This window comes from Arthrobacter sp. 05T45 (genome assembly GCF_056395875.1).
This window is the reverse complement of the sequence record NZ_JBFTKI010000001.1, coordinates 114,661-134,593: the sequence shown is the minus strand read 5'-3', so window position 1 is coordinate 134,593 and position 19,933 is coordinate 114,661. Positions and strand designations below refer to the sequence as shown.

Genomic DNA, 19,933 nt, shown 5'->3' with positions numbered 1-19,933 from the left:
GGGTGGCCGGGTCAGTCGTTGACGGCGGGATAACGGACGCCCACCCTGTAGTCATGGCCACGAAGATATCTGACGTCCTCTTCAGCACGTTCCCCGATTTGCGTTACCAGCCCACCGCGAAAAGGGTCCGTGCCATGGTGGGCGGGCGTGCCGTCGTCGACACTCTGGGTGCGCTCTTGGTGTGGGAGCCCAAACGCATCACCCCCGTCTACGCCGTTTCCGAAGGCGACCTCCGTGCCGAACTGGCGCCGCCGGGGCAGCAGGCGGGCGACGTCCCGGAACACGGCTTCCGAGTGAGCCGGGAGGGGCCGCGGGCGCTGGATCCGCGCACGGCGTTCGGCAGGCACACGGCGGCCGGTGAGGAGCTCGACGTCGTCACTCCCCATGCGAGGCTGCCCCGCGCTGCCTTCCGGCCGGCGGACCCCGACCTCGCCGGTTACATGGTGCTGGATTTCAACGCTTTCGGCTGGCTCGAGGACGACGAGGAGATCATCGGCCACCCACGTGATCCGTTCCACCGTGTGGACATCCGGGCGTCCTCGCTCACCGTTGAGGTAGGGCTCGACGGCGTAACGCTCGCCACGACGAACGGCGCGCAGCTGCTCTACGAAACCATGCTGCCGGTGCGCTACTACATTCCGCCGTCGGATGTGCGGCTGGATCTGATGGAAGAGAGCCCCAAACGGACCATTTGCCCGTACAAGGGCCAGGCGAGCTACTGGAGCTACCCTGGCTCCGAGCAGGGCAGGAACGTCGCGTGGAGCTATGACCGGCGGCTCCGCGACGCCGCGCAGATCCACGGACTTGTCAGTTTCTTCAATGAGCGAGTGGACATCACGGTGGACGGCGTCCGGCAGGAGCGCCCGGTCACGCCGTGGTCACGCCCGGACGGAGCGGGGGCACCCGGGGTGTGACCGCAACGCTTTGGTTCTCTTTCACCCGCATTGGGTGACGACTGCCCCCTTGGAAGGGTTTAGCTTGGAGAACATCTGAAGGACCACCTCTATCGCTTGTGAGACCTCGCTAAAGGCTCCCGCCGTCTGGCGGAAGGAGGAGGGATGATGTTCTGCTCGTTGATCATCGGTGACCCGCGGTGTTGCCGGCCGGGCACGCCGCCCCGACCTGGAAGAAGGACATTCGGGGTCACCCGGATCGTCACAGTCGCGCCGGGTTGCCGGGAATGAGCGAGCCTGCCGCATCGCCGCCCAGTTTCGATCCGGCCGTCGTCATTCGTTCCAGGGCGTACATCTCTGCGCTCGTGCTGGCTGCGGTCTTGGGCGTTCCCATCTCGGTCATTGCGTACGGCTTTCTCGCTTTGGTCGCGGTTGTCCAGCAGTACGTCTTCGTCGGCCTGCCTGAACAAGTCCTCGGGGGTCCCGCTCCTGCCTGGTGGCCGGTTCCGTGGTTGGTGCTGTGTGGGCTGTTGACGGCGTCGACCATCCGGTATCTGCCGGGAACCGGGGGCCACTCACCGGCTTTCGGCTTCAAGACGGGCGGCGGTCCGCCCAGCGGCCGGGAGCTCGTGGGCATTATTCTCGCGGCGCTGACCACGCTCAGCCTGGGTGCGGTGCTCGGGCCGGAGGGTCCGCTGATCGCGATCGGTGGCGGCCTCGGGGCGTTGGCGGTGCACCTGGCGAAGAAGGACGCTCCGCCGATGGCCCTGACGATCATGGCGTCGGCTGGCAGCTTCGCAGCGATCAGTACCCTGCTCGGATCCCCCGTGCTCGGTGCATTCCTGATCATGGAGGCCGCCGGGATCGGGGGAATGACGCTGAGCCTGATGGCCCTGCCCGGACTGCTCGCGTCCGGCGTCGGGGCGCTGGTGTTCGTCGGCCTGGACGGCTGGACCGGGCTGGGCAGCTTCTCGCTGGCGCTGCCCGTCGTGCCGCCTGCTGTGCCGCCGACCCTGGCGACGCTGGGCTGGGCGGTGATCATGGGCGTCGTCGGTGCGCTGTTGGGATGGTTGATCCGCTGGGTCGGGCTCTCGCTTCGTCCGCTCGTGCACCTGAACCGGATGTTGGTGACCTCCGGGCTCGGCCTGCTGATCGGTCTTGCCGCAATGGCCTACCAGTTGATCTCTGGGAACAGCTTCACGCAGGTCTTGTTTTCGGGGCAGGACGCCCTTCCGGATCTGGTCGAACACGCCACGGACTACTCGCTTGCGGCGCTCCTCCTGCTGATCGTTTGTAAGGCCTTGGCCTACGGGCTCTCCCTGAGCGCTTTTCGTGGTGGGCCCGTGTTCCCTTCGATGTTCATCGGTGCGGCGCTCGGTATCGTCGCGAGCGGGTTGCCCGGAATGAATCTCGCGGCAGGACTCGGCATGGGCATGGGAGCCATGTGCGCAGCCATGCTGCGGCTGCCGTTGACGTCGACCCTGCTGGCCACGCTGCTGCTGGGAGTGGACGGTGTGGCGGTAACACCGCAGGTGGTGGTGGCTGTGGCGGTGGCCTTCGTGATCTCCAACGTGCTCCCGGTCCCGGGCCCGAAAGGGCCCGTGGCGCCTGACGCTGGCGGCAAGGTCCACCATCGGGCTGCCTCGAGGGCCGACAATGACTGAGATCTCGAGCGCGGGCCGTTTGACCGTACGGGACCGGTGGACCGCCTGGTTGTTCATCATTGGCTCGAGTCTGTTCGCCCTGGGAGCGGTGCCGCTATACGCCGAGGCCGTGGGATTGCGCTTGTGTGCAGCCACGTTCTTCATCGGTTCGCTGTTCTTCACCTGTGCGGCGTTCCTGCAGTACCGCGAAGCCGTTGACGCGCTCCCGGCCGTGGGTGCCACGCGGCGCCATTCGTTTTGGGTATGGGCGCCACGGAATCTCGGCTGGCTTGCTGGCGCGGTTCAACTTGCCGGCACGCTGTGGTTCAACTGGAGTACGGCAAACGCAATGCGGGTCAATCTCAGTGCGGCGCTGACCGAGCAGCAAGTGTGGCGACCCGACGCTTTGGGGTCAGTCGCCTTCCTCGTTTCAAGCGGGGTGGCGTTGCGGGATGCCGGTCGCGGCGCCATTGCCGGCCGGCCCAGGACTCGAACGTGGAAGATCGGCGTGATCAACGTGGCCGGCTCCGTTGCGTTCGGCATCTCGGCTGTCGCGGCGTTTGTCATACCGTCGAGCGGCGATGTCTGGAACGCCGAGCTGTCCAATCTCGGCACATTTGTGGGAGGCCTGTGCTTTCTCACCGGCGCGGTTCTGATGCTGAGTCCAGAATCCACCGACGCCTCGTCTCCTGCAAGCCGTGGAGCTCATCCGTAACCCCCTTTCAACAGTCTCTTTAGGAGAAGTGATGTCAATAAATTCCCAGCCGGCGGACGCCGACGTGGCACTGTTCGGCAACCGATTTGTCACCCAGGAGGTTCCGAGCCGGGAGTTCCCGGAGACCGGCATTCCTGCTGAGGACGCTTTGCGGCTGGTGTCGGAGGACCTGGCGCTGGAGGGTGATCCGGCCCGCAACCTGGCGACCTTCGTAACGACATGGATGGAGCCGCAGGCCCAGCAGATCATCGCAGCGAACCTGCACCGCAATTTCATCGACCACGCCGAATATCCCCGCACGGCCGAAATCGAGCAGCGCTGCATTCGGATGCTCGCAGACCTTTTCCACGCTCCCGGCGAGACGACGGGCGCCCGGACCCAGGGATCGTCCGAGGCGATCATGCTCGGCGGCCTGTCCCTGAAGTGGAACTGGCGCAAACGCCGCGAGGCCGCCGGCGCATCGACGTCGAGCCCTAACCTGGTGTTCGGCGGCGACGTGCATGTTGTGTGGGAGAAGTTCTGCCGCTACTTCGACGTCGAGCCGCGGATCGTGCCCCTGCAGCCGGGGAAGTACACGATCGGCCCGGAGGACGTGCAGGCCCATATCGATGAGAACACCATCGGCGTCGCAGCCGTGCTGGGCACTACGTTCACCGGGCACAAAGACGACATCGTCGGCATCAACGACCTGCTGGTCCGGATCAAGGGTGAGCGGGGCCTTGATGTGCCGCTGCACGTGGACGGGGCCAGTGGGGGGTTTGTCTGGCCCTTCCTGTACCCGGACTCCGAGTGGGACTTCCGGCTCGAGCAGGTCCGCTCGATCAATGTCTCCGGGCACAAGTTCGGACTGGTCTATCCCGGCATCGGCTGGCTGATCTTCCGGGAGAAGGCCGACCTGGCCAAGGACCTTGTTTTTGAGGAGAACTACCTCGGCAAGACCGACTCGACGTTCACCCTGAACTTCTCCACCGGCTCGTCGATGGTTCTCGCCCAGTACTACAACTTCGTGCGCTATGGCCGCGCCGGCTACACCTACATCATGCAGAACATGCAGACCAACGCCCGCGCCCTCGCCGAGAAGTTGGAGGCCATGGGCCGGTTCGAGATCATCGGCCCCGACGAGGAGCAGCTTCCCCTGGTTGCGTTCCGGCTCGCCGGCGACCCCGGGTACGACGAGTTCGACATTGCCTGGCAGCTCTCGGCCGAACGCGGCTGGATGGTGCCGGCCTACACACTGCCGCCGAACGCCCAGGACGTGACGATCATGCGTGCGCTGGTCAAGGAAACGATGAGCCGCGAGCACGTCGACACGCTCGCCCGGGATATCGAGGAGGCGTGCTCAACGCTGGCGAAGAAGGGCGGCGCGCACGAATCCGAACGAAAGAAGATCGTCACCGGACCCGGGCATTGACCTGGTGGCGCCAACAATGAGCACGGTGGAGGAACGGTCGGTCATTCCTTCTCCCTGACTGCGGCCGTTGCCGTTTCGCGCTGGGTGGCGGCCCAGCTGGCGAGGACCTTCAGGGCGTCCTCGGAGGGTGTCCCGGGATCTGCCGTGTAGACGTTGATGCGCAGTCCTGGGTCCGCGGGCAGTTCCAGTGCTTCGAAGCTCAGGTCCAGGTCCCCCACGATCGGGTGGTGGAGCCGTTTGCGGCCGGTGCGGTGGTACTTCACGTCGTGCCTCGCCCACCGGGTGCGGAACTCCTCGCTGCGGGTCGAAAGCTCTCCGATCAGGTCCGTGAGGTCCCTGTCGTAGGGGTTTTTCCCGGCGGTGGACCTCAGGACCGCGACGATGTCGTCCGCGCTGCGTTCCCAATCGGCGAAGAACTCCCGCGCTTTCGGGTTCAGGAAGGTGAACCGTGCACTGTTCGGCGGAGTCACCTGCTCAGCCATCATGTCCAGGTAGAGCGCACGGCCGAGTTCGTTGGCGGCAAGGACATCCCCGCGGTCGTTGCGGACCCAGGCCGGCGCCGTCGTGATCGCATCAATGACGCGTTGCACGCTCGGCCGCACTGTCTGCGGGCTGCGCTTTCGCCGCACCCGGGGAGCGGCCGTGGCCGCGCGGGCCAGGTCAAAAAGGTGGGCCGTCTCGGCGTCGTCAAGCTTCAGTGCACGGCAGAGGGCTTCAAGGACGCTGTCCGAGGCGCCGGAGAGGTTTCCGCGCTCAAGGCGTATGTAGTAATCGATGCTCATCCCGGCGAGCATCGCGACTTCCTCGCGGCGCAGCCCGGTAACGCGGCGGTTTCCGCCGTAGACCGGGAGGCCGGCCTCCTCCGGCGTGATCCTGGCACGGCGGGAGGTCAGGAACTTCCGCACGTCGTCGCTGTGTGTCATGGCCTCCACGCTACCCGCGGCCAATGCGACGAGGGAGGCACTGGCATTACCCGGAACGACCGTGACTCCCCTCCATTGGGAAATCACAGTTCCATGGAAAACATGAATCCTGCACCCGCAACTACTGCCCACCCGGCGGCGATCCTGGCGATCATCCTCGCCAGCTACCTGACACCGCTCGGGGCCGCACCCGCACCCCTGGCCGAGGCCGCCCGCTGACCTGGCTACATCCGAAAAGGGGGTACTCACGTGCCCTCCCATAATCCCGCACACCTGAATACCGTGAAAGGCATGCACATGGAACTTACTCTCAATAACGGCGTCACGATGCCCGCCCTCGGACTGGGCGTCTTCCAAAGCGCGCCGGAGCAAACGACGGCGGCCGTCGAAGCGGCGCTGGCGGCCGGCTACCGGCACATCGACACTGCCGCGGCGTACGGCAACGAGCGGGAGGTCGGTGAGGGCATCCGCAACTCGGGCCTGGACCGTTCCGACGTGTTCATCGAGACCAAAGTCTGGGTCAGTGACTACGGCTACGACCAGACGTTGCACGCCTGGGAAAAGGCTGTTGGCAAGCTCGGCGTCGACTACCTGGACCTGTTCATCCTGCATCAGCCCGCCCCCGACCGCTTCGAAAGAACCGTCGGCGCGTACAAGGCCCTGGAGACCCTGCTTGCTGACGGGCGCGTCCGGGCGATCGGTGTCAGCAACTTCATGCCGCATCACCTGGAGCAGCTGCTGGCGGCCACAGACGTCGTCCCGGCGGTGAACCAGATTGAGCTGCACCCGTACTTCGCCCAGCCGGCCGTCCAGGCAACGGACACCGAACACGGCATCCTTACCCAGGCGTGGTCACCGATCGGCGGCATCACTTTTTACCCCGGATGGGGCGAGAAGCGCAGGAACGTGATGGAAGACCCGACGATCGCCGGCATCGGACAAACACACGGAAAGAGCCCCGCCCAGGTCATGATCCGCTGGCACCTGCAGCAGGGCCGCTCAGCCATCCCGAAGTCGACCAACCCCGCACGCATCGCCGAGAACTTCGACGTCTTCGACTTCGAACTCGGCGCCGACGAACTCGCCGCCATCGACGCCCTCGACACCGGTGTGCGCAACGGACCGGACCCCGACGAGGCCCGCGAAGAGCGTTTCGCCATGGTCATCCCCGAAGCCTGAGACCGAGAGAAGCCACCACCATGGAATACCGTCCCCTTGGCCGCACAGGCGTGCAGGTCAGTCCCCTATGCCTCGGCGCGATGATGTTCGGCCCCTGGGGCAACAACGACACCGCGGACTCCATTCGAATCATCCACCGCGCCCTCGACGCGGGCATTAACTTCATCGACACCGCCGATGTCTACTCCGGCGGGGCATCCGAGGAAATCGTCGGGCAGGCACTGGAGGGCCGGCGTGAGGCCGTGTTCCTCGCCACGAAGTTCTTCATGCCCATGAGCGAAGACGATCCCAACCAGCGGGGTGGATCCCGCCGCTGGATCATGCGGGCGGTGGAAGACTCCCTACGCCGCTTGAACACCGACTACATCGACCTCTACCAGGTGCACCGGCCCAGCCCGGATACCGACGTCGAGGAGACTCTCGGCGCCCTCACTGATCTGGTCCGCCAGGGGAAGGTGCGGTACATCGGCTCCTCGTCGTATTCCGGGTCGCAGATCGTGGAAGCCCAGTGGGCATCCCGGGAACGCAACCTGGAGCGGTTTGTCACCGAGCAGCCGCCGTACTCGATCCTGGTCCGCGGCATCGAGGAGGACATCCTTCCCACGGTGCAGCGCCACGGCATGGGAACCCTCACCTACAGCCCGCTCAGCGGCGGCTGGCTCTCCGGGCGCTGGCGTAAAAATGCAGCCTCCGCGCCCACCTCAACCGCGCGTCCGAACGCCCGGTTCGACATGACGAGCCCGGCCAACCAGCGCAAGCTCGACATCGTCGAAGAACTCGCCCAACTGGCCGAACATGCCGGATTGACGCTCATCGAACTGGCCATCGCCTTCGCGATCAACCACCCCGGCGTCACAGCCGCCATCGTCGGACCGCGCACCATGGAACAGCTCGAGTCTTATCTGCCCGCCCCGGACATCACCTTGGCCAGCGACGTGCTGGACCGCATCGACCAGCTCGTCGCACCCGGCGTTACCGTCAACCCGGACGACAACAGCTACGGCGCCAACGAACTCACGCCCCTGGCGCGGCGACGGAAGCAACTGTGACCGCCGAGGCGCCTGAAGCCCTGCATGAAGCTCTGTGCAGCAGTTCGAGCTTCCACTGAAAGAAGGAAAATCATGACTGACCAACCCCAACAGATCGGCGGAGGCCGGAACATGTTCGGAGACTTCGCCCCGAAGCTCGCCGAACTCACCGACGACGTCCTTTTCGCGGACGTCTGGAACCGCCCGGAGCTTCCGGCCCGTGACCGCAGCCTTATCACCGTCGCCGTACTCACCGCCGGCGGCAACACCGAACAGCTCGGCTTCCACCTTGGCCGTGCCATTGAGAACGGCGTCACCCGGGAAGAACTCATCGAAGCCATCACCCATGTCACGCTCTACGCAGGCTGGCCCAAGGGCATGGCCGCCATGGGCGTCGCCAAGCGGCTCTTCACCGAGAGCAAGTAAGGATCACCATGAACATCGAACCCACTGTCCCCACTGCGAAGAACCCGCCGGCCCGGTTCGCCGGCGACGTCTGGCTCGATCCGATCGCGCTCCCGCACGAGCCGGATCAGACGATGGTGGTCGCGACCGTCCGTTTTGCGCCCGGAGCCCGCACCGCCTGGCACTCCCATGAACACGGCCAGTACCTCCGCGTCACCCAGGGAGTTGGCCGGTTCGGAACCCGGGACGGCAAGATCATCGAAGTCCACCCAGGCCAGACGCTCTACACGCCGCCCGGCGAGGAGCACTGGCACGCGGCTGCCCCTGGCTGCTTCATGGAACATATCGCCATGCTCCAGAACGGCGGGGACGCAGCGACGACCACCACGTGGGGCGAGCACATCACCGACGACGAGTACAACGGAAGCTGACCAGCCCGCGAACCAATTGCAGGGACGCAGCTGGGAACAATCCCTCTCGTGAACCTGGGCCTGGGCGCCACCGGAAGGCGGCGAGGCGCCCTGGATGGCCGCGGGCAACAGAAAAGGGCGCCCCGCTGAGCCGGAGCGCCCGAAAATCCGCCGTTGCCCGCCGTTTAGAGCTGGTAATCAGCTGCCGTGGTGATGTTCTCGTGCACGCACAAAATATTGTGCTCGGAGTCCATGAACCAGGCGCACTTCTCTGAATCCGTTGTACAAATATGGTTCTCGGTCTTGAGGTCCGGGCGATCGTAGTCCTGGAACATGACGCCCTTGGCTTCCATTTCCTGGACCGTGCGCTCGATCTCGCTGACTTCGAAGCTCAGGGTGGTGTGCTCTGAATGCATTCCATCCTTGACTGGCATCAGCTGCAGCATTGGGCCGCCTTCTGAGCCGAACAATTCGCTTCCGTCATCTGCCACGCCACGGTGCGGGAGCCCCAAAGTGTCCGCGTAGAAATGCCGGGCACGCGCTGCATCATCAACTGGCAGGACTGTTGTGGCTTTATTGAGTACTAGGGTCATTTCGCCACCTCCTACGAGCAAGATTTTACGCCGGAGCGGGATGGAAAGAGCCCGCCAATTGCTCCCTGCACGGCGAAGCCCGCCCCTGTCCCTCCCCGGTTGCACTATCACTTGTGGCGGTCATTTCGACCTTTTGGCAGCCACAAGTGATAGCGCAACCGGAGGTAAGGCGGGAGTGAGCGGGACGGGCTACTTCTCTACGAGGGTCAGGACGTCGTAGGTCGCGACGATTTCGTCGTTCTGGTTGGTCAGGACGGCGTCCCAGGCCACCTCGCCGTACTCGTCGGTCTCGCGCGGGGTGATCTTCTTGGCCGTCAGGGTCACGCGGATGGAATCGCCCGCGGCCACGGGGGTGATGAACCGCAGGTTCTCCAGGCCGTAGTTGGCCAGGACCGGTCCCGGTGCGGGCTCCACGAACAGGCCGGCTGCCCAGCTGAGCAGGAGGTAGCCGTGCGCCACGATGCCCGGGAAGAAGGGGTTGGCCGCGGCGGCTTCCTGGTTGGTGTGGGCGTAGAAGGTGTCGCCGGTGGAGTTCGCAAACTTGGTGATTTCCTCCAGCGAGACCTCACGCAGCTCCGAGCGGATGGCGTCGCCGATGTGCAGGGTGGCGAGGGATTTCCGGAACGGGTGCTGGCCCTCGGTCTCGAGCGTGAAGTTGCGGTCCGCTCCGGTGTGCCAGAGCCCGGTGACGGCGGTGAGCATGTTCGGCGAGCCCTGGATGGCGGTGCGCTGCATGTGGTGCATCACCGAGCGGATGCCGCCGAGCTCTTCGCCGCCGCCGGCGCGGCCGGGACCGCCGTGGACCAGGTGCGGGACCGGGGAGCCGTGGCCGGTGGAGCTGCGGGCGTCCTCGCGGTTGAGCATGAGCACGCGGCCATGGTGGGCCGCGATGCCGGTGACCAGCTGCTGGGCCACGGCGGGATCGTTCGTGCAGACCGTGGCGACCAGCGAGCCGCCGCCGCGGGCGGCGAGGCGGACGGCGTCGGTCAGGTCGGTGTAGCCGATCACCGAGGACACCGGGCCGAAGGCCTCCAGCGAGTGGACCTCCTCGGCTTCCGGGTTGGCCCAGCTCAGCAGGACCGGGGACATGAAGGCGCCGCCGTCGACGACGCCGATGCTGCCGTCCGCGCTGGTGACCTTGGGCGCGTCGAGCGTGCCGTAGGCGAGCTCCCCGCCGGCGTCGAGCATGGACTGTACGGCGGCGCGCACGTCGGCGAGCTGCTCAAGGGAGGCCAGGGCGCCCATGGTGACGCCCTCGGCGCGGGGATCACCGAGCACGACGCGTTCGCGGATGCGGTCCCCCACGGCGGCGGTGACGTCGGCGACGACTTCCTGCGGCACGATCGCGCGGCGGATCGAGGTGCATTTCTGGCCGGCCTTGGCGGTCATCTCGGTGACGAGGGACTTGATGAAGGCGTCGAATTCCGGTGTGCCCTTGACCGCATCCGGGCCCAGGATCGCGGCATTCAGGGAGTCGGTCTCGGACGTGAAGCGGACCCCGCCCTTGACCACATTGGGGTGCGACTTGAGCGTGTTGGCGGTCGACGCGGAGCCGGTGAAGGCCACGAGGTCGCGGTAGTCCAGGTGGTCCAGCAGCGTACGGACCGAGCCGGAAATCAGCTGCAGCGAGCCGGTGGGCAGGATGCCGGATTCGTCGATCGCCTTGACCACGGCGGCGGCCACGTACCCGGTGGGGGTGGCGGGTTTGACGATGGTGGGGACGCCGGCGAGGAAGGCCGGGGCAAGCTTCTCCAGCATGCCCCAGACAGGGAAGTTGAAGGCGTTAATCTGCACGGCGACGCCGGGGATGCGGGTGTAGATGTGCTCACCGGCGAACGAGCCGTCGCGGGACAGCACCTCCATGGGGCCATCCACCACCACCTGGGAGTTGGGCAGCTCCCGGCGGCCCTTGGACCCGAAGGTGAACAGGACGCCGATGCCGCCGTCGATGTCGATCATGGAGTCGATCTTGGTGGCGCCGGTCTGCGCCGAGAGCGCGTAGAACTCCTCGCGGCGGCCATTGAGGTACTGCGCCAGTTCCTTGAGCTTGAGCGCGCGCTGGTGGAATGTCAGCGTGCCAAGTTCCGCCTGGCCGGTGGTGCGGCCATAATCCACGACGGCGGCGAGGTCGAGCCCCTCGGTGCTCACCTTCGCCAGGAGCTCGCCGGTGCTGGCGTCCAGTACCGGCGCCGCGCCGGCGGCGGCGGCGTCGTCGGGAGTCCACCAGGAACCCCGGATGAAACTGGGAACGATCTCGACAGTGTCTACTGTGGGTGCGGCTGTGGTGGTCATCGTTGACGGGTCCTTCCAACGGGGGAGCAAGATCAACACGGCCGGAACATTACTGACCGTCCGTTCGGTAATATGATCTACAGTACATGAATGAGGCCTGCCGCACACTAGCCGCGGCGGCACCGACCGTCCGGGACCCGGCCGGCCGGCAACAAAGGAGACGCTATGACGCCCGAGACCGGCAGCACCGAGTTGTGGAAAATCACCCTGGGGGAACTCGACGAGAAGATGGGCGTGAAGATCGTCGAGGAGTCCGTGGACCGCGTGGTCGCGACCATGCCGGTGGAGGGCAACCGGCAGTCGTTCGGGCTCCTGCACGGCGGCGCCTCACTGGCCGTGGGCGAGGCCGTGGGGTCCTGGGCCGCCGTCATCCACGCCAGCACCCTGGGCAAGACGGCGGTGGGCGTCGACGTCTCGGCCACGCACCACAAGTCGGCCCGCGAGGGACTGATCACGATCACGGCCACCCCCATCCATCTGGGCGGCACCCTGACCACCCACGAGGTGCTGATCACGAACGAGACCGGCCAGCGAATCTGCACGCTGCGGATCACCAACCTGCTGCTGGACCGCAAGGCCTGACTTCTGCCCCGAACCCTCGGGGTCGCCGGAGACCTGCGGGGTCGCTGTAACGTTCCGGCGACCCGGGAGCTTTCCGGCGAACTCGGGCCCAGGGCGGGAGGCCGCCTACACCGGACCCCGCTCCCGATGTAGGGCCGATCGGCCCGGAAGGCCCGCGGCCGCGGCTGTTAGCTTGGAAGTGCTGAGTCGCCCGGCACCGCCGGGTATCACCGGTCTCACCGGAAGGGATCCACCATGCTCTCAGACACCTCACTTCCCGTCATTCAGGCAACGCTGCCCGTAGTCGGCGAGCACATCGAGGAGATCGCCAAGCGCTTCTACAAACATATGTTCGAGGCGCAGCCGGATCTCCTGGACGGGCTCTTCAACCGGGGAAACCAGGCGGACGGCCGCCAGCAGCAGGCGCTCGCCGGATCCATCGCGGCCTTCGCCGGCATGCTCGTGGAGAAACCGGACCAGGTGCCGGACCATCTGCTCTCCCGGGTGGCCCACAAACACGTCTCGCTGGGACTAAGCCCGGACCAGTACCAGATTGTCCACGACCACCTCATGTGGGCGATCGTGGATGTTCTGGGAGATGCCGTCACTCCCGAGGTCGCCGCCGCCTGGGACGAGGTCTACTGGCTGATGGCGAACCTGCTCATCAACAAGGAGCGCGGGCTGTACAACGCAGTGCACCTCTCCCCCGAGACCATTTGGCGGACGTGGCGGGTGGTGCAGCGGATCCAGGAGACTGCCGACGTCGTCTCGTTCGTCGTCGAGCGGACCGACGAGCGGGACGTCAAGCCGTCCCTGCCCGGGCAGTACGTGACTCTCAAGATGACCATGCCCGACGGCGTACAGCAGCCCCGGCAGTACAGTCTGACCAAGGCCGACGACGGGCAGCACCGGCAGTTCGCCGTCAAGAGGGTCCACGGACTTACGACTCCCGACGGCGAGATGTCCAGTCTGCTCCACAATGACGTCCAGGTAGGCGACGAGGTGGTGCTCTCAGCTCCGTTCGGCGACGTTGTGCTGGAGTACACGGACCGGCCCCTGGTCATGGCCAGCGCGGGAATCGGCATCACGCCCATGGCCGGGATGCTCTCCCACTTGGTGCAGTCCGGTTCACGACGCCAGGTGATGCTGCTGCATGCCGATGACAGCGAGGCCTCCTTCCCGCTCCGCGCGCAGGTCAGGGAAGATCTTGCGAAACTCGCGGACGGGACCCTGAAGACCTGGTTCCTGGCTCCCGCGGAGACAGCGGGGACAGCGGAGACCTGCGAGACGGGCGAGGGAGCCGGGGCGCGCGAAACCGGCGAGGCGGGCGGTACCGGCGGGACCGGCGCGGCGGGCGGTACCGGCGAAACCGGCGAGAGGGCCGGGGCGGGCAGTTCCGTGTTCTCCGGTTTCATGGACGTCAGCGACGTCGAACTCCCGGACGACGCCGAGTACTACCTCTGCGGTCCCCTGCCGTTCCTGAAGTCGGTTCGGAGCGCCTTGATTGCCGGTGGCGTCCCCGCGAAGGACATTCAGTACGAGGTTTTCGGCCCGGATCTCTGGCTGGCTGACTTCCAGTAACCCGCGGCTCGCTGTTTCCTCCCGAACGCGCGGATTCGCCCAAAGCTTGCGGGGTCGCCGTAGCCGTACGGCGACCCCGCGGCTTTCCGGCGAGCCCGGGCTTGGATGCCCCGGCTAACGCACCGCCCGGCGCCGGCCGAACGCCACGAAGGCCGCGCCGAGCAGCAGGGCTCCCGCGCCGAGACCGGCCACGGGCAGGAGCCCGCCGGCGCCCGTGCTCGCCAGCTGGCCTGAGGTGCCCGGCGTGTTGCCTGGCGCCGTGTTGTCCGGTGATGCGCTGCCCGCTGCCGTGCCGCCCACAATGACGGAGGTGTCCGACGGCGGGGCGGGAGCTTGCGCCGGTTTGACCGGTCCGGCGGGAGCCCCGGCAGGGTTGGCGGGCTGTTGCGGGACCGCCGGTTGTTGCGGGACCCCCGGGTGGCCAGGCGTTGCCGGCTGCACGGATCCCGGCGGCCCGGCGGGCGGCCCGGCCGGAGTGCCCCCGGAAACGGGCGTGGCCTCGACGCTGAACGCCACGGCTGCCGGCGGCGATGCGACGCCGTCAATGGTTTGCGTCACGGTCAAGGTGTGCGCTCCGGCATCCAGTTCCGCGGGGAACGTGACACTCCACCGGGCACTGCCGGCCAAGGTCTGCGCGGTCCCGGGCTCGAGCGCGGCATTGCCCGCTCCGGAACCGGAACCGGCCTGCACGGAGTCCACGGCCACCCCGTCCACAGCCACGGCCACGCCGGCACCTCGAAGGGCTGTGCCGGAGATGGTGGCTGGCAGGGCGTCCTGGCGCAGGTGCTGGCCGTCCCTGAGGTTCGACACCGCCGGAGCCGGCGGAATGACGGTATAGGTGCGGGTCGCCGCGGGACTGTCCATTTCTCCGGGGGCCGTGAGCACGGCCGTGACCGAAATTTTTCCGAAGACCGGCTGATCGGCCACGTTGATGCTCCAGCGGCCGTCTGCGTCGACGAGCCCGGTCCCGGTGAAGTCGCCGGAGAGCCGCACCGTGCCTCCGGCTTCTCCGGTGCCCTCGATGGTGTCGATGGCGGTGAGTCCCGGGCCGTCCGGCTGGCCGTCCACAGGTGAGGTGATGGCCGGAGCCGCGAGCCTGGAGACGTCGACCGACAGGGCGACTGCGCCGGAGCCGCTGAAGCCGTTCACGGTTTCAGCCGAGAACGTGAAGGGCCCGGCCAACGACGGTGCGGGGAACTGCCAGTTTCCCGACGCATCGACCGGCACTTCCAAGGGCTGGCCGTCCTTCTGGCCGGAGGTCTGGCCAGGTTTCTGGTTCAGGACGGTGATGCGGACCTTGGAATTCGGAGCCACCACGGAGGCCGGACCGGCATCGATGTGCCCGGTAATCGGCCCACCGGCTGTGACGGTTCCGTTGGAGGCCGCAGCGAGCGCCGGCTTGGCCAGGAACAGTTGCAGCTGGACACCGCCGGGGACCTGGCCCATGGCATCCTCGAGGCTGGTCGCGATGGCCCGAGTCTGGACGCCCTCGTCGGTACTTTCCGCCCCCGTGTGCAGCCCGACAGCGAAGTTCCCGCTGATCCACGGGCCGCCGGAGTCCCCGCCGCCGGAGGTGACGGACGTCGAGTCGAAGCCTCGGACCGCCCGGAGATCGTTGTCATAGTCCGGCGGTAGTGAATTTGGCCCAACCATGGCCCAGATGCCGACTGAATCCACCGTGCCGCACCTCCACCCGGTGGTCCGGCCGGACCGGCACACGGGCTGGCCCTGGAAAGGAGCCACTGTTCCCACGATCTTCACGGACGTCGGCCCCGGGTCGGCGGGCTTGTCCCATCGGGTGACGGCGGGCTGGAGGTCCAGGCCGCTCATGATGCCCTGGAGGACGGCGATGTCCGTGCCGACGCTGGCGCCGTCCGTCGATATCTTGGAATTTCCGGGGCCGCCGAATTGGCTGAACCCGAATGTGCCCAGGATCCCGGCGGCTGCGCCCGAACCTGCACCCCCGGCCGCTGGCGCACCCGCCGGATTTTCGATCGCGGCCTGCTTCGCGGAGCCGTCACCGGCGCAGTGCCCGGCGGTCAGGACCAGATGCTCGCCCGCGGGGCTGAAGGCCCCGAACCCGGCCGAGCACAGGCCTTGGCCGTCAACGATGTAGCCCTGGCCGCCAAAGTAGTCTTCCTCGGTGGTGATCCGGGATCCTTGTTCCAGCGTCACGTTGGCGTAGCGGGCCACAAATTCGGCCGCGGACATCTTCGGCACCATGCCCGGGGCTTTCGCCGGCTGCACATCGGCGCCAGCGGCGGGAACAGCGGCGGCGGGAAGGGCGTCGGCAGCCGGAACGGACTGCGCCGTGTTGGTGCCTCCGGTGCGGATGACAAAGTGGCCGTCTGTGTAGGTGACGGCCTGCAGCCCGGCGGCCCCGACCTCGCGGACATAGGTCTCGAACAGTTGCTGGGTGCTGGAGGCCAGCAGCTCCGCGGCTGACGGGACAGCGGCGGCGGCCGCGGGGGCGGCAAGCAGGAAGTCAGCCGGGCCGGACTGGTTCAGTTCGGCCACGCGGGCCCGGAGCTCGGCGCCGCTGCCTTCAACCGCGATCTTGCCGCCGGCGAGGCTGATCCCCACATAACCCGGGAGGGCCCGAAGGGAGGGTGCGGCGTCGGCGGCCCGCCGGGCAAGTGCACCGGCGGCGTCGAATTCCGCGAGGGTCATGCCAAGGTCCCGCCGCACGGCCTCGGCGAGGCCGGCATCGCTGATCGGCGTCGCGGACGGCACCGGAGAAGAACCAGCCAAAGGCGCGTCAGCCGGCGACGGCACCGGGGCCGCCGTCGAGATCGCAGACGCAGCCGGCGCTGGAACCGCCGTCGAGACCGGCATCGGGACCGCCGTCGAAACCGGCGTCGCCATCGCCGACGCAGCGGGCGCCGGGTCGTCGGGGACTGGGGCGTTGGCTTCGGCCATCGCCGGGACCGCGGTCAGCGCAAAAGCAGGCACGGTACCGGCAAGCGCAATCGCGAGGGCCGCGGCGGCCCGCACCATCGGCTGGAACTTCGGAGTCTTCACTGGCCTACCCTAACTGCGCCCACCCTATCGGCCGAGCTTTCCGAGGATGGCCGCGAGTTCCGGGGTCGTCACGCCGTGGCGGAAGAGGTAGTCCGCAGTGTTGAGGGACCGGACAAATTGCAGCAGGCTCTGGCCCCGGGATTCCAGCAGGGGCGCCAGCACATTCTCGGGCAGGAAACGCTCGTGGGGATGCGGGACTGCGGCGCGCCGGAGGTGCTCGTTGATGCCCCGCATGGAGCGCTGGTAGCCGCTCACAATGGCCTCGTCGCCGTCACCGGCGAGGTCCTGGAGCATGGCGGCGATCATGCCGCTCCGGTCCCGCCCCGCGGAGCAATGGATGACCACACCGCCTTCAGCGGCGGCCACCGCCTTGAAGACCCGGGCCAGCAGGTGCGGGAACAGCCTGGCGTTGTCCGCATAACAGGCGGGGTCGTTCAGGTAAGGCACGCAGAGCTCGCGGAATTCGCGGTTGTCCGGGTCTTCGGTGGGGGCCAGCACGACGTCGAAACCGGCCAGGGCCCCAGCCCGCACCGGCGGATCGGTCTCCCGGCGCCGGATTTCGGCTTCGTTGCGGAGGTCGATGACGGTCCGGATGCCCCGGCGGTGCACCTGCCGCCAGCCGGCCTCGGTGAGCCACTCCCGCCGTCCCATGCGGAACACGTCCCCGGCCACGTGCCACGCGTTGACGGCCCCATCCCACTCCACGGTTCCGGGCACCGCCTGCCCCTTGGCTTGGCCCAGGGGCGCTGCAGGAATCATCATCCAGAAAGCTAAGCACACGCACCGGCGCGATCCGCGGCAGGATTCACAAACGTTATACACAATGGGACCATTGGCATGGTGCGGGGTTTACGCTTCGCAACACGTTTTTCACGGCACGGGCGCTGAACCCAGGGTGCCACTGAGGAGAACACCATGGGACGTCTGAAACTTCGACGCCGGCGGACGGCTCTGGCGGCCGGTCTCGCCGCCCTGGCCATGGCGGCCGGTGTGGCGGCGGTACCGGCGGAGGCGGCGGACAGGACCCGGTACGTCGCGCTCGGAGACTCCTATGCCGCCGGGCTGGGGGCGGGGCCGTACCTGGATGATTGCTACCGGAGCGAGAACAGCTATTCCGAACTCGCTGCCCACACGAAGACCATCAAACTCGTCGCCAACGCGGCCTGCAGCGGCAAGACGACCCAGGACGTCGTCAACACCCAGCTCAGGCGGCTGACCAGGACCACCGGGCTCGTCACCATCACTGCCGGCGGCAACAACCTCCGGTTTGCGGAAATCCTCGCCTCCTGCGGCGCCGCCATGGTCAATCCCGCTGCGGGTCCGCTGTGCGATGCCGCCAGTGCCTACGCCGAGGGCCAGATCTCCAGCCACCGACTGTCCGGCGACGTGACAGCGATGATCCAGCGCGTGAAGGCTGCCGCCCCCAACGCCAAGGTTGTAGTGACGGGCTACCCCTACCTCTACGATCCCGTCGCGCCCGGCCAGGCTGATCCGATGTCCCGGTTCATCTACAAGGCCACGGTCCTGGCGGACGGCCTGAACGGCTCCATCGCCGCCGCCGCCCGGGCCACCGGAGCGGAGTACGTCGATGTCCGGGCCGCTTTCGCCGGTCACGGCGTGAACTCTGCGGCTCCGTGGATCAATTTCAGCCGTACGGCCCTGGCCAGTCCAGAAAACTTCCACCCGAACGCCCGGGGCTACGAGGCGTACTTCGCATCGCTTAACGGGGCCAAGGCCTACTCGGCACGCTAGCGCCGCTTGGCCAGCCGGGATTCGAGGGCGTTCCGGACCATCGGCCATTCATGTTCCAGGATGGAATACACGACGGTGTCCCGCAGCGCCCCGTCGGCGCTGCGCGTGTGGCTGCGGAGCACGCCGTCCTGTTTGGCCCCCAGCCGCGTGATCGCCTCGCGGGACTGGTGGTTGAGCCAGTGCGTCCGGAACTCGACGGCGGGGCAGCCCAGCGTCTCGAAGGCGTGCCGCAGCAGCAGCAACTTGGAGTCCGGATTGCTGCCGGTGCCATGCACGGACGCCGCGTTCCAGGTGGAGCCGATCTCCACCCGGGGCGTGGCGGCGTCGATGTTCATGTAGGTGGTCATGCCGATCACCCGGCCCGGTCCGCCGGTAGCGGGGTCGAGCAGCCGCGTGGTGAAGGGCAGCATGGCGCCGCTGTCCTGCAGGGCCAGTCGACGCTCAATCTCGGCGGCTATGTGCTGCGGTGTGGGCACGCTGGTGTACCAGAGGTGCCATAGCTCGCCGTCGCGTGCCGCCTCGACAAGGCCGTCATGGTGGTCCTGGCTCAGCGGCTCAAGGACGACGTACTTGCCGGTCAGGGTGATGGGCGCGATCGCGGGGCGGTCCAGGGAGGTCACCGCACCATCCTAGGGGCACGGACGAATGCCGGTCACTTGGTCCAGTCGAAGAAGCCCTTGCCGGACTTGCGGCCCCGTTCGCCGCGGGCCACCTTGTCGCGGAGGATCTGCGGCGGAGCGAAACGGTCACCCAGCGTGGACTGCAGGTACTCCGCGATGCCGAGGCGCACGTCCAGGCCCACTATGTCGGTGGTCCGCAGCGGTCCCGTGGGGTGCTTGTAGCCCAGCACCATGGCGTTGTCGATGTCTTCCGCGGTGGCCACGCCCTCTTCCACCATGCGCATCGCTTCGAGGGCGATCGCGACGCCCAGCCTGGAGGAGGCGAAGCCGGGCGCGTCGTTGACCACGACGGCGGTCTTGCCGAGCGCCTCCACCCATCCGCGGGCGGCCTGGGCCAGGGCGTCGGAAGTCTGCTCGCCGAGGACCACTTCGATGAGCGTCGACGCCGGCACCGGGTTGAAGAAGTGCAGGCCCAGGAAGTTCTGCGGCCGCTTCAGTTCGCGGGCCAGACCGTTGACGGAGAGCGAGGACGTGTTGGAGGCGAGGTAGGCGCCGTCGGCGAGCCGTTCCTCGATGCCGCGCAGCGCGGTGATCTTCAGGTCCCAGTCCTCCGGAACGGCCTCGACCACCAGCTGCCGGCCGGCGAAGTCGTCGTAGTCCACGGTGACCGCGAGCCGGGAAACGATCTCGTCCAGGTTGCCGTCCACGGCGCCGCGCTCAATGCTCTTGGCGGCGGCGGACTCGACCCGCTCCCGGGCGGCCTCGGCCGAGGCCTCGTCGCGCTCGACGACCACCACGTTGGCTCCGTTGATCAGGAAGGCGTGGGCGATGCCTGCGCCCATGCGGCCGCCACCGAGAACCCCCACTGCTGTCGGAAGGTTGGCGGGGAGTACGGAGTTGCCCATG

The 19,933-nt window shown here is 67.3% G+C and carries 19 protein-coding genes; 12 read left to right on the top strand and 7 right to left on the bottom strand.

The annotated features are described in order from the left end of the window. Positions 1 to 53: 53 nt before the first annotated feature. From AC1DGD_RS00640 to gad, 4 genes are all read left to right on the top strand, one after another. Complete coding sequence (locus AC1DGD_RS00640) at positions 54 to 914, top strand: DUF427 domain-containing protein (protein WP_476855574.1); 861 nt, start codon at positions 54 to 56, stop codon at positions 912 to 914. A 266-nt stretch (positions 915 to 1,180) separates the two neighbouring features. Continuing rightward, complete coding sequence (locus AC1DGD_RS00635; RefSeq protein WP_476855573.1) at positions 1,181 to 2,557, top strand: chloride channel protein; 1,377 nt, start codon at positions 1,181 to 1,183, stop codon at positions 2,555 to 2,557. Next, entirely contained in the window at positions 2,550 to 3,251 is a 702-nt protein-coding gene (locus AC1DGD_RS00630; protein WP_476855572.1) for a hypothetical protein, read from the top strand. The genes AC1DGD_RS00635 and AC1DGD_RS00630 overlap by 8 nt, the downstream gene beginning before the upstream one ends. A gap of 31 nt (positions 3,252 to 3,282) precedes the next feature. Next, positions 3,283 to 4,662 carry a glutamate decarboxylase gene (gene gad, locus AC1DGD_RS00625; RefSeq protein ID WP_476855571.1) on the top strand — a complete coding sequence of 460 codons (1,380 nt, stop codon included), beginning with the start codon at positions 3,283 to 3,285 and terminating at the stop codon, positions 4,660 to 4,662. 41 nt (positions 4,663 to 4,703) lie between these two features. Here the strand turns inward: gad and AC1DGD_RS00620 are convergent, their stop codons facing one another. Then, complete coding sequence (locus AC1DGD_RS00620; protein ID WP_476855570.1) at positions 4,704 to 5,585, bottom strand: helix-turn-helix transcriptional regulator; 882 nt, start codon at positions 5,583 to 5,585, stop codon at positions 4,704 to 4,706. A 297-nt stretch (positions 5,586 to 5,882) separates the two neighbouring features. Here AC1DGD_RS00620 and AC1DGD_RS00615 point away from each other — a divergent pair, with 297 nt between their 5' ends. The 4 genes from AC1DGD_RS00615 (at position 5,883) to AC1DGD_RS00600 (ending at position 8,628) form a co-directional block, all read left to right on the top strand. Beyond that, positions 5,883 to 6,764, top strand: coding sequence for an aldo/keto reductase (locus tag AC1DGD_RS00615; protein WP_476855569.1), 882 nt, complete (start codon positions 5,883 to 5,885; stop codon positions 6,762 to 6,764). 20 nt (positions 6,765 to 6,784) lie between these two features. Further along, positions 6,785 to 7,813 (top strand): aldo/keto reductase, encoded by a 1,029-nt coding sequence (locus AC1DGD_RS00610; RefSeq protein WP_476855568.1) that lies wholly within the window; start codon positions 6,785 to 6,787, stop codon positions 7,811 to 7,813. A gap of 72 nt (positions 7,814 to 7,885) precedes the next feature. Then, positions 7,886 to 8,218: a carboxymuconolactone decarboxylase family protein gene (locus AC1DGD_RS00605; protein WP_476850188.1), complete on the top strand. Its 333-nt coding sequence runs from the start codon at positions 7,886 to 7,888 to the stop codon at positions 8,216 to 8,218. Positions 8,219 to 8,226: 8 nt separating this feature from the next. Next, positions 8,227 to 8,628: a (R)-mandelonitrile lyase gene (locus AC1DGD_RS00600; RefSeq protein ID WP_476855567.1), complete on the top strand. Its 402-nt coding sequence runs from the start codon at positions 8,227 to 8,229 to the stop codon at positions 8,626 to 8,628. A gap of 164 nt (positions 8,629 to 8,792) precedes the next feature. Here AC1DGD_RS00600 and AC1DGD_RS00595 read toward each other — a convergent pair whose 3' ends face one another. Both AC1DGD_RS00595 and paaZ read right to left on the bottom strand, forming a co-directional pair. After that, positions 8,793 to 9,200 carry a VOC family protein gene (locus AC1DGD_RS00595; RefSeq protein ID WP_476855566.1) on the bottom strand — a complete coding sequence of 136 codons (408 nt, stop codon included), beginning with the start codon at positions 9,198 to 9,200 and terminating at the stop codon, positions 8,793 to 8,795. A 189-nt stretch (positions 9,201 to 9,389) separates the two neighbouring features. Next, positions 9,390 to 11,492 (bottom strand): phenylacetic acid degradation bifunctional protein PaaZ, encoded by a 2,103-nt coding sequence (gene paaZ / locus AC1DGD_RS00590; protein ID WP_476855565.1) that lies wholly within the window; start codon positions 11,490 to 11,492, stop codon positions 9,390 to 9,392. Positions 11,493 to 11,657: 165 nt separating this feature from the next. On the opposite strand from paaZ, the gene AC1DGD_RS00585 reads away from it, so the two are divergent. Beyond that, positions 11,658 to 12,074, top strand: a complete 417-nt coding sequence (locus AC1DGD_RS00585; RefSeq protein ID WP_223913660.1) for a PaaI family thioesterase — start codon at positions 11,658 to 11,660, stop codon at positions 12,072 to 12,074. A gap of 234 nt (positions 12,075 to 12,308) precedes the next feature. Next, the gene (locus AC1DGD_RS00580; RefSeq protein WP_476855564.1) at positions 12,309 to 13,634 is read left to right on the top strand and encodes a globin domain-containing protein; all 1,326 of its coding nucleotides are present in this window, start codon (positions 12,309 to 12,311) and stop codon (positions 13,632 to 13,634) included. Positions 13,635 to 13,748: 114 nt separating this feature from the next. On the opposite strand, the gene AC1DGD_RS00575 is transcribed toward AC1DGD_RS00580, so the two are convergent. Then, a complete protein-coding gene (locus tag AC1DGD_RS00575) occupies positions 13,749 to 16,304 on the bottom strand; it encodes a S1 family peptidase (RefSeq protein ID WP_476855563.1) in 2,556 nt (851 codons plus the stop codon). Between AC1DGD_RS00575 and AC1DGD_RS00570 the strand changes: the two genes are divergently transcribed. Next, positions 16,303 to 16,668, top strand: coding sequence for a hypothetical protein (locus tag AC1DGD_RS00570; protein ID WP_476855562.1), 366 nt, complete (start codon positions 16,303 to 16,305; stop codon positions 16,666 to 16,668). The two genes, AC1DGD_RS00575 and AC1DGD_RS00570, sit on opposite strands and share 2 nt — an antisense overlap. 11 nt (positions 16,669 to 16,679) lie before the next feature. On the opposite strand, the gene AC1DGD_RS00565 is transcribed toward AC1DGD_RS00570, so the two are convergent. Next, a complete protein-coding gene (locus AC1DGD_RS00565) occupies positions 16,680 to 17,417 on the bottom strand; it encodes a tyrosine-protein phosphatase (RefSeq protein WP_476855561.1) in 738 nt (245 codons plus the stop codon). 153 nt (positions 17,418 to 17,570) lie between these two features. Between AC1DGD_RS00565 and AC1DGD_RS00560 the strand changes: the two genes are divergently transcribed. Then, positions 17,571 to 18,407, top strand: a complete 837-nt coding sequence (locus AC1DGD_RS00560) for an SGNH/GDSL hydrolase family protein (RefSeq protein ID WP_476850195.1) — start codon at positions 17,571 to 17,573, stop codon at positions 18,405 to 18,407. Here the strand turns inward: AC1DGD_RS00560 and AC1DGD_RS00555 are convergent. Together AC1DGD_RS00555 and AC1DGD_RS00550 are read right to left on the bottom strand one after the other, a co-directional pair. After that, positions 18,404 to 19,027, bottom strand: a complete 624-nt coding sequence (locus tag AC1DGD_RS00555) for a GNAT family N-acetyltransferase (protein WP_476855560.1) — start codon at positions 19,025 to 19,027, stop codon at positions 18,404 to 18,406. The two genes, AC1DGD_RS00560 and AC1DGD_RS00555, sit on opposite strands and share 4 nt — an antisense overlap. Before the next feature lie 32 nt (positions 19,028 to 19,059). Then, entirely contained in the window at positions 19,060 to 19,932 is an 873-nt protein-coding gene (locus AC1DGD_RS00550) for a 3-hydroxyacyl-CoA dehydrogenase family protein (protein WP_476855559.1), read from the bottom strand. Between the last annotated feature and the right edge of the window lies 1 nt (position 19,933).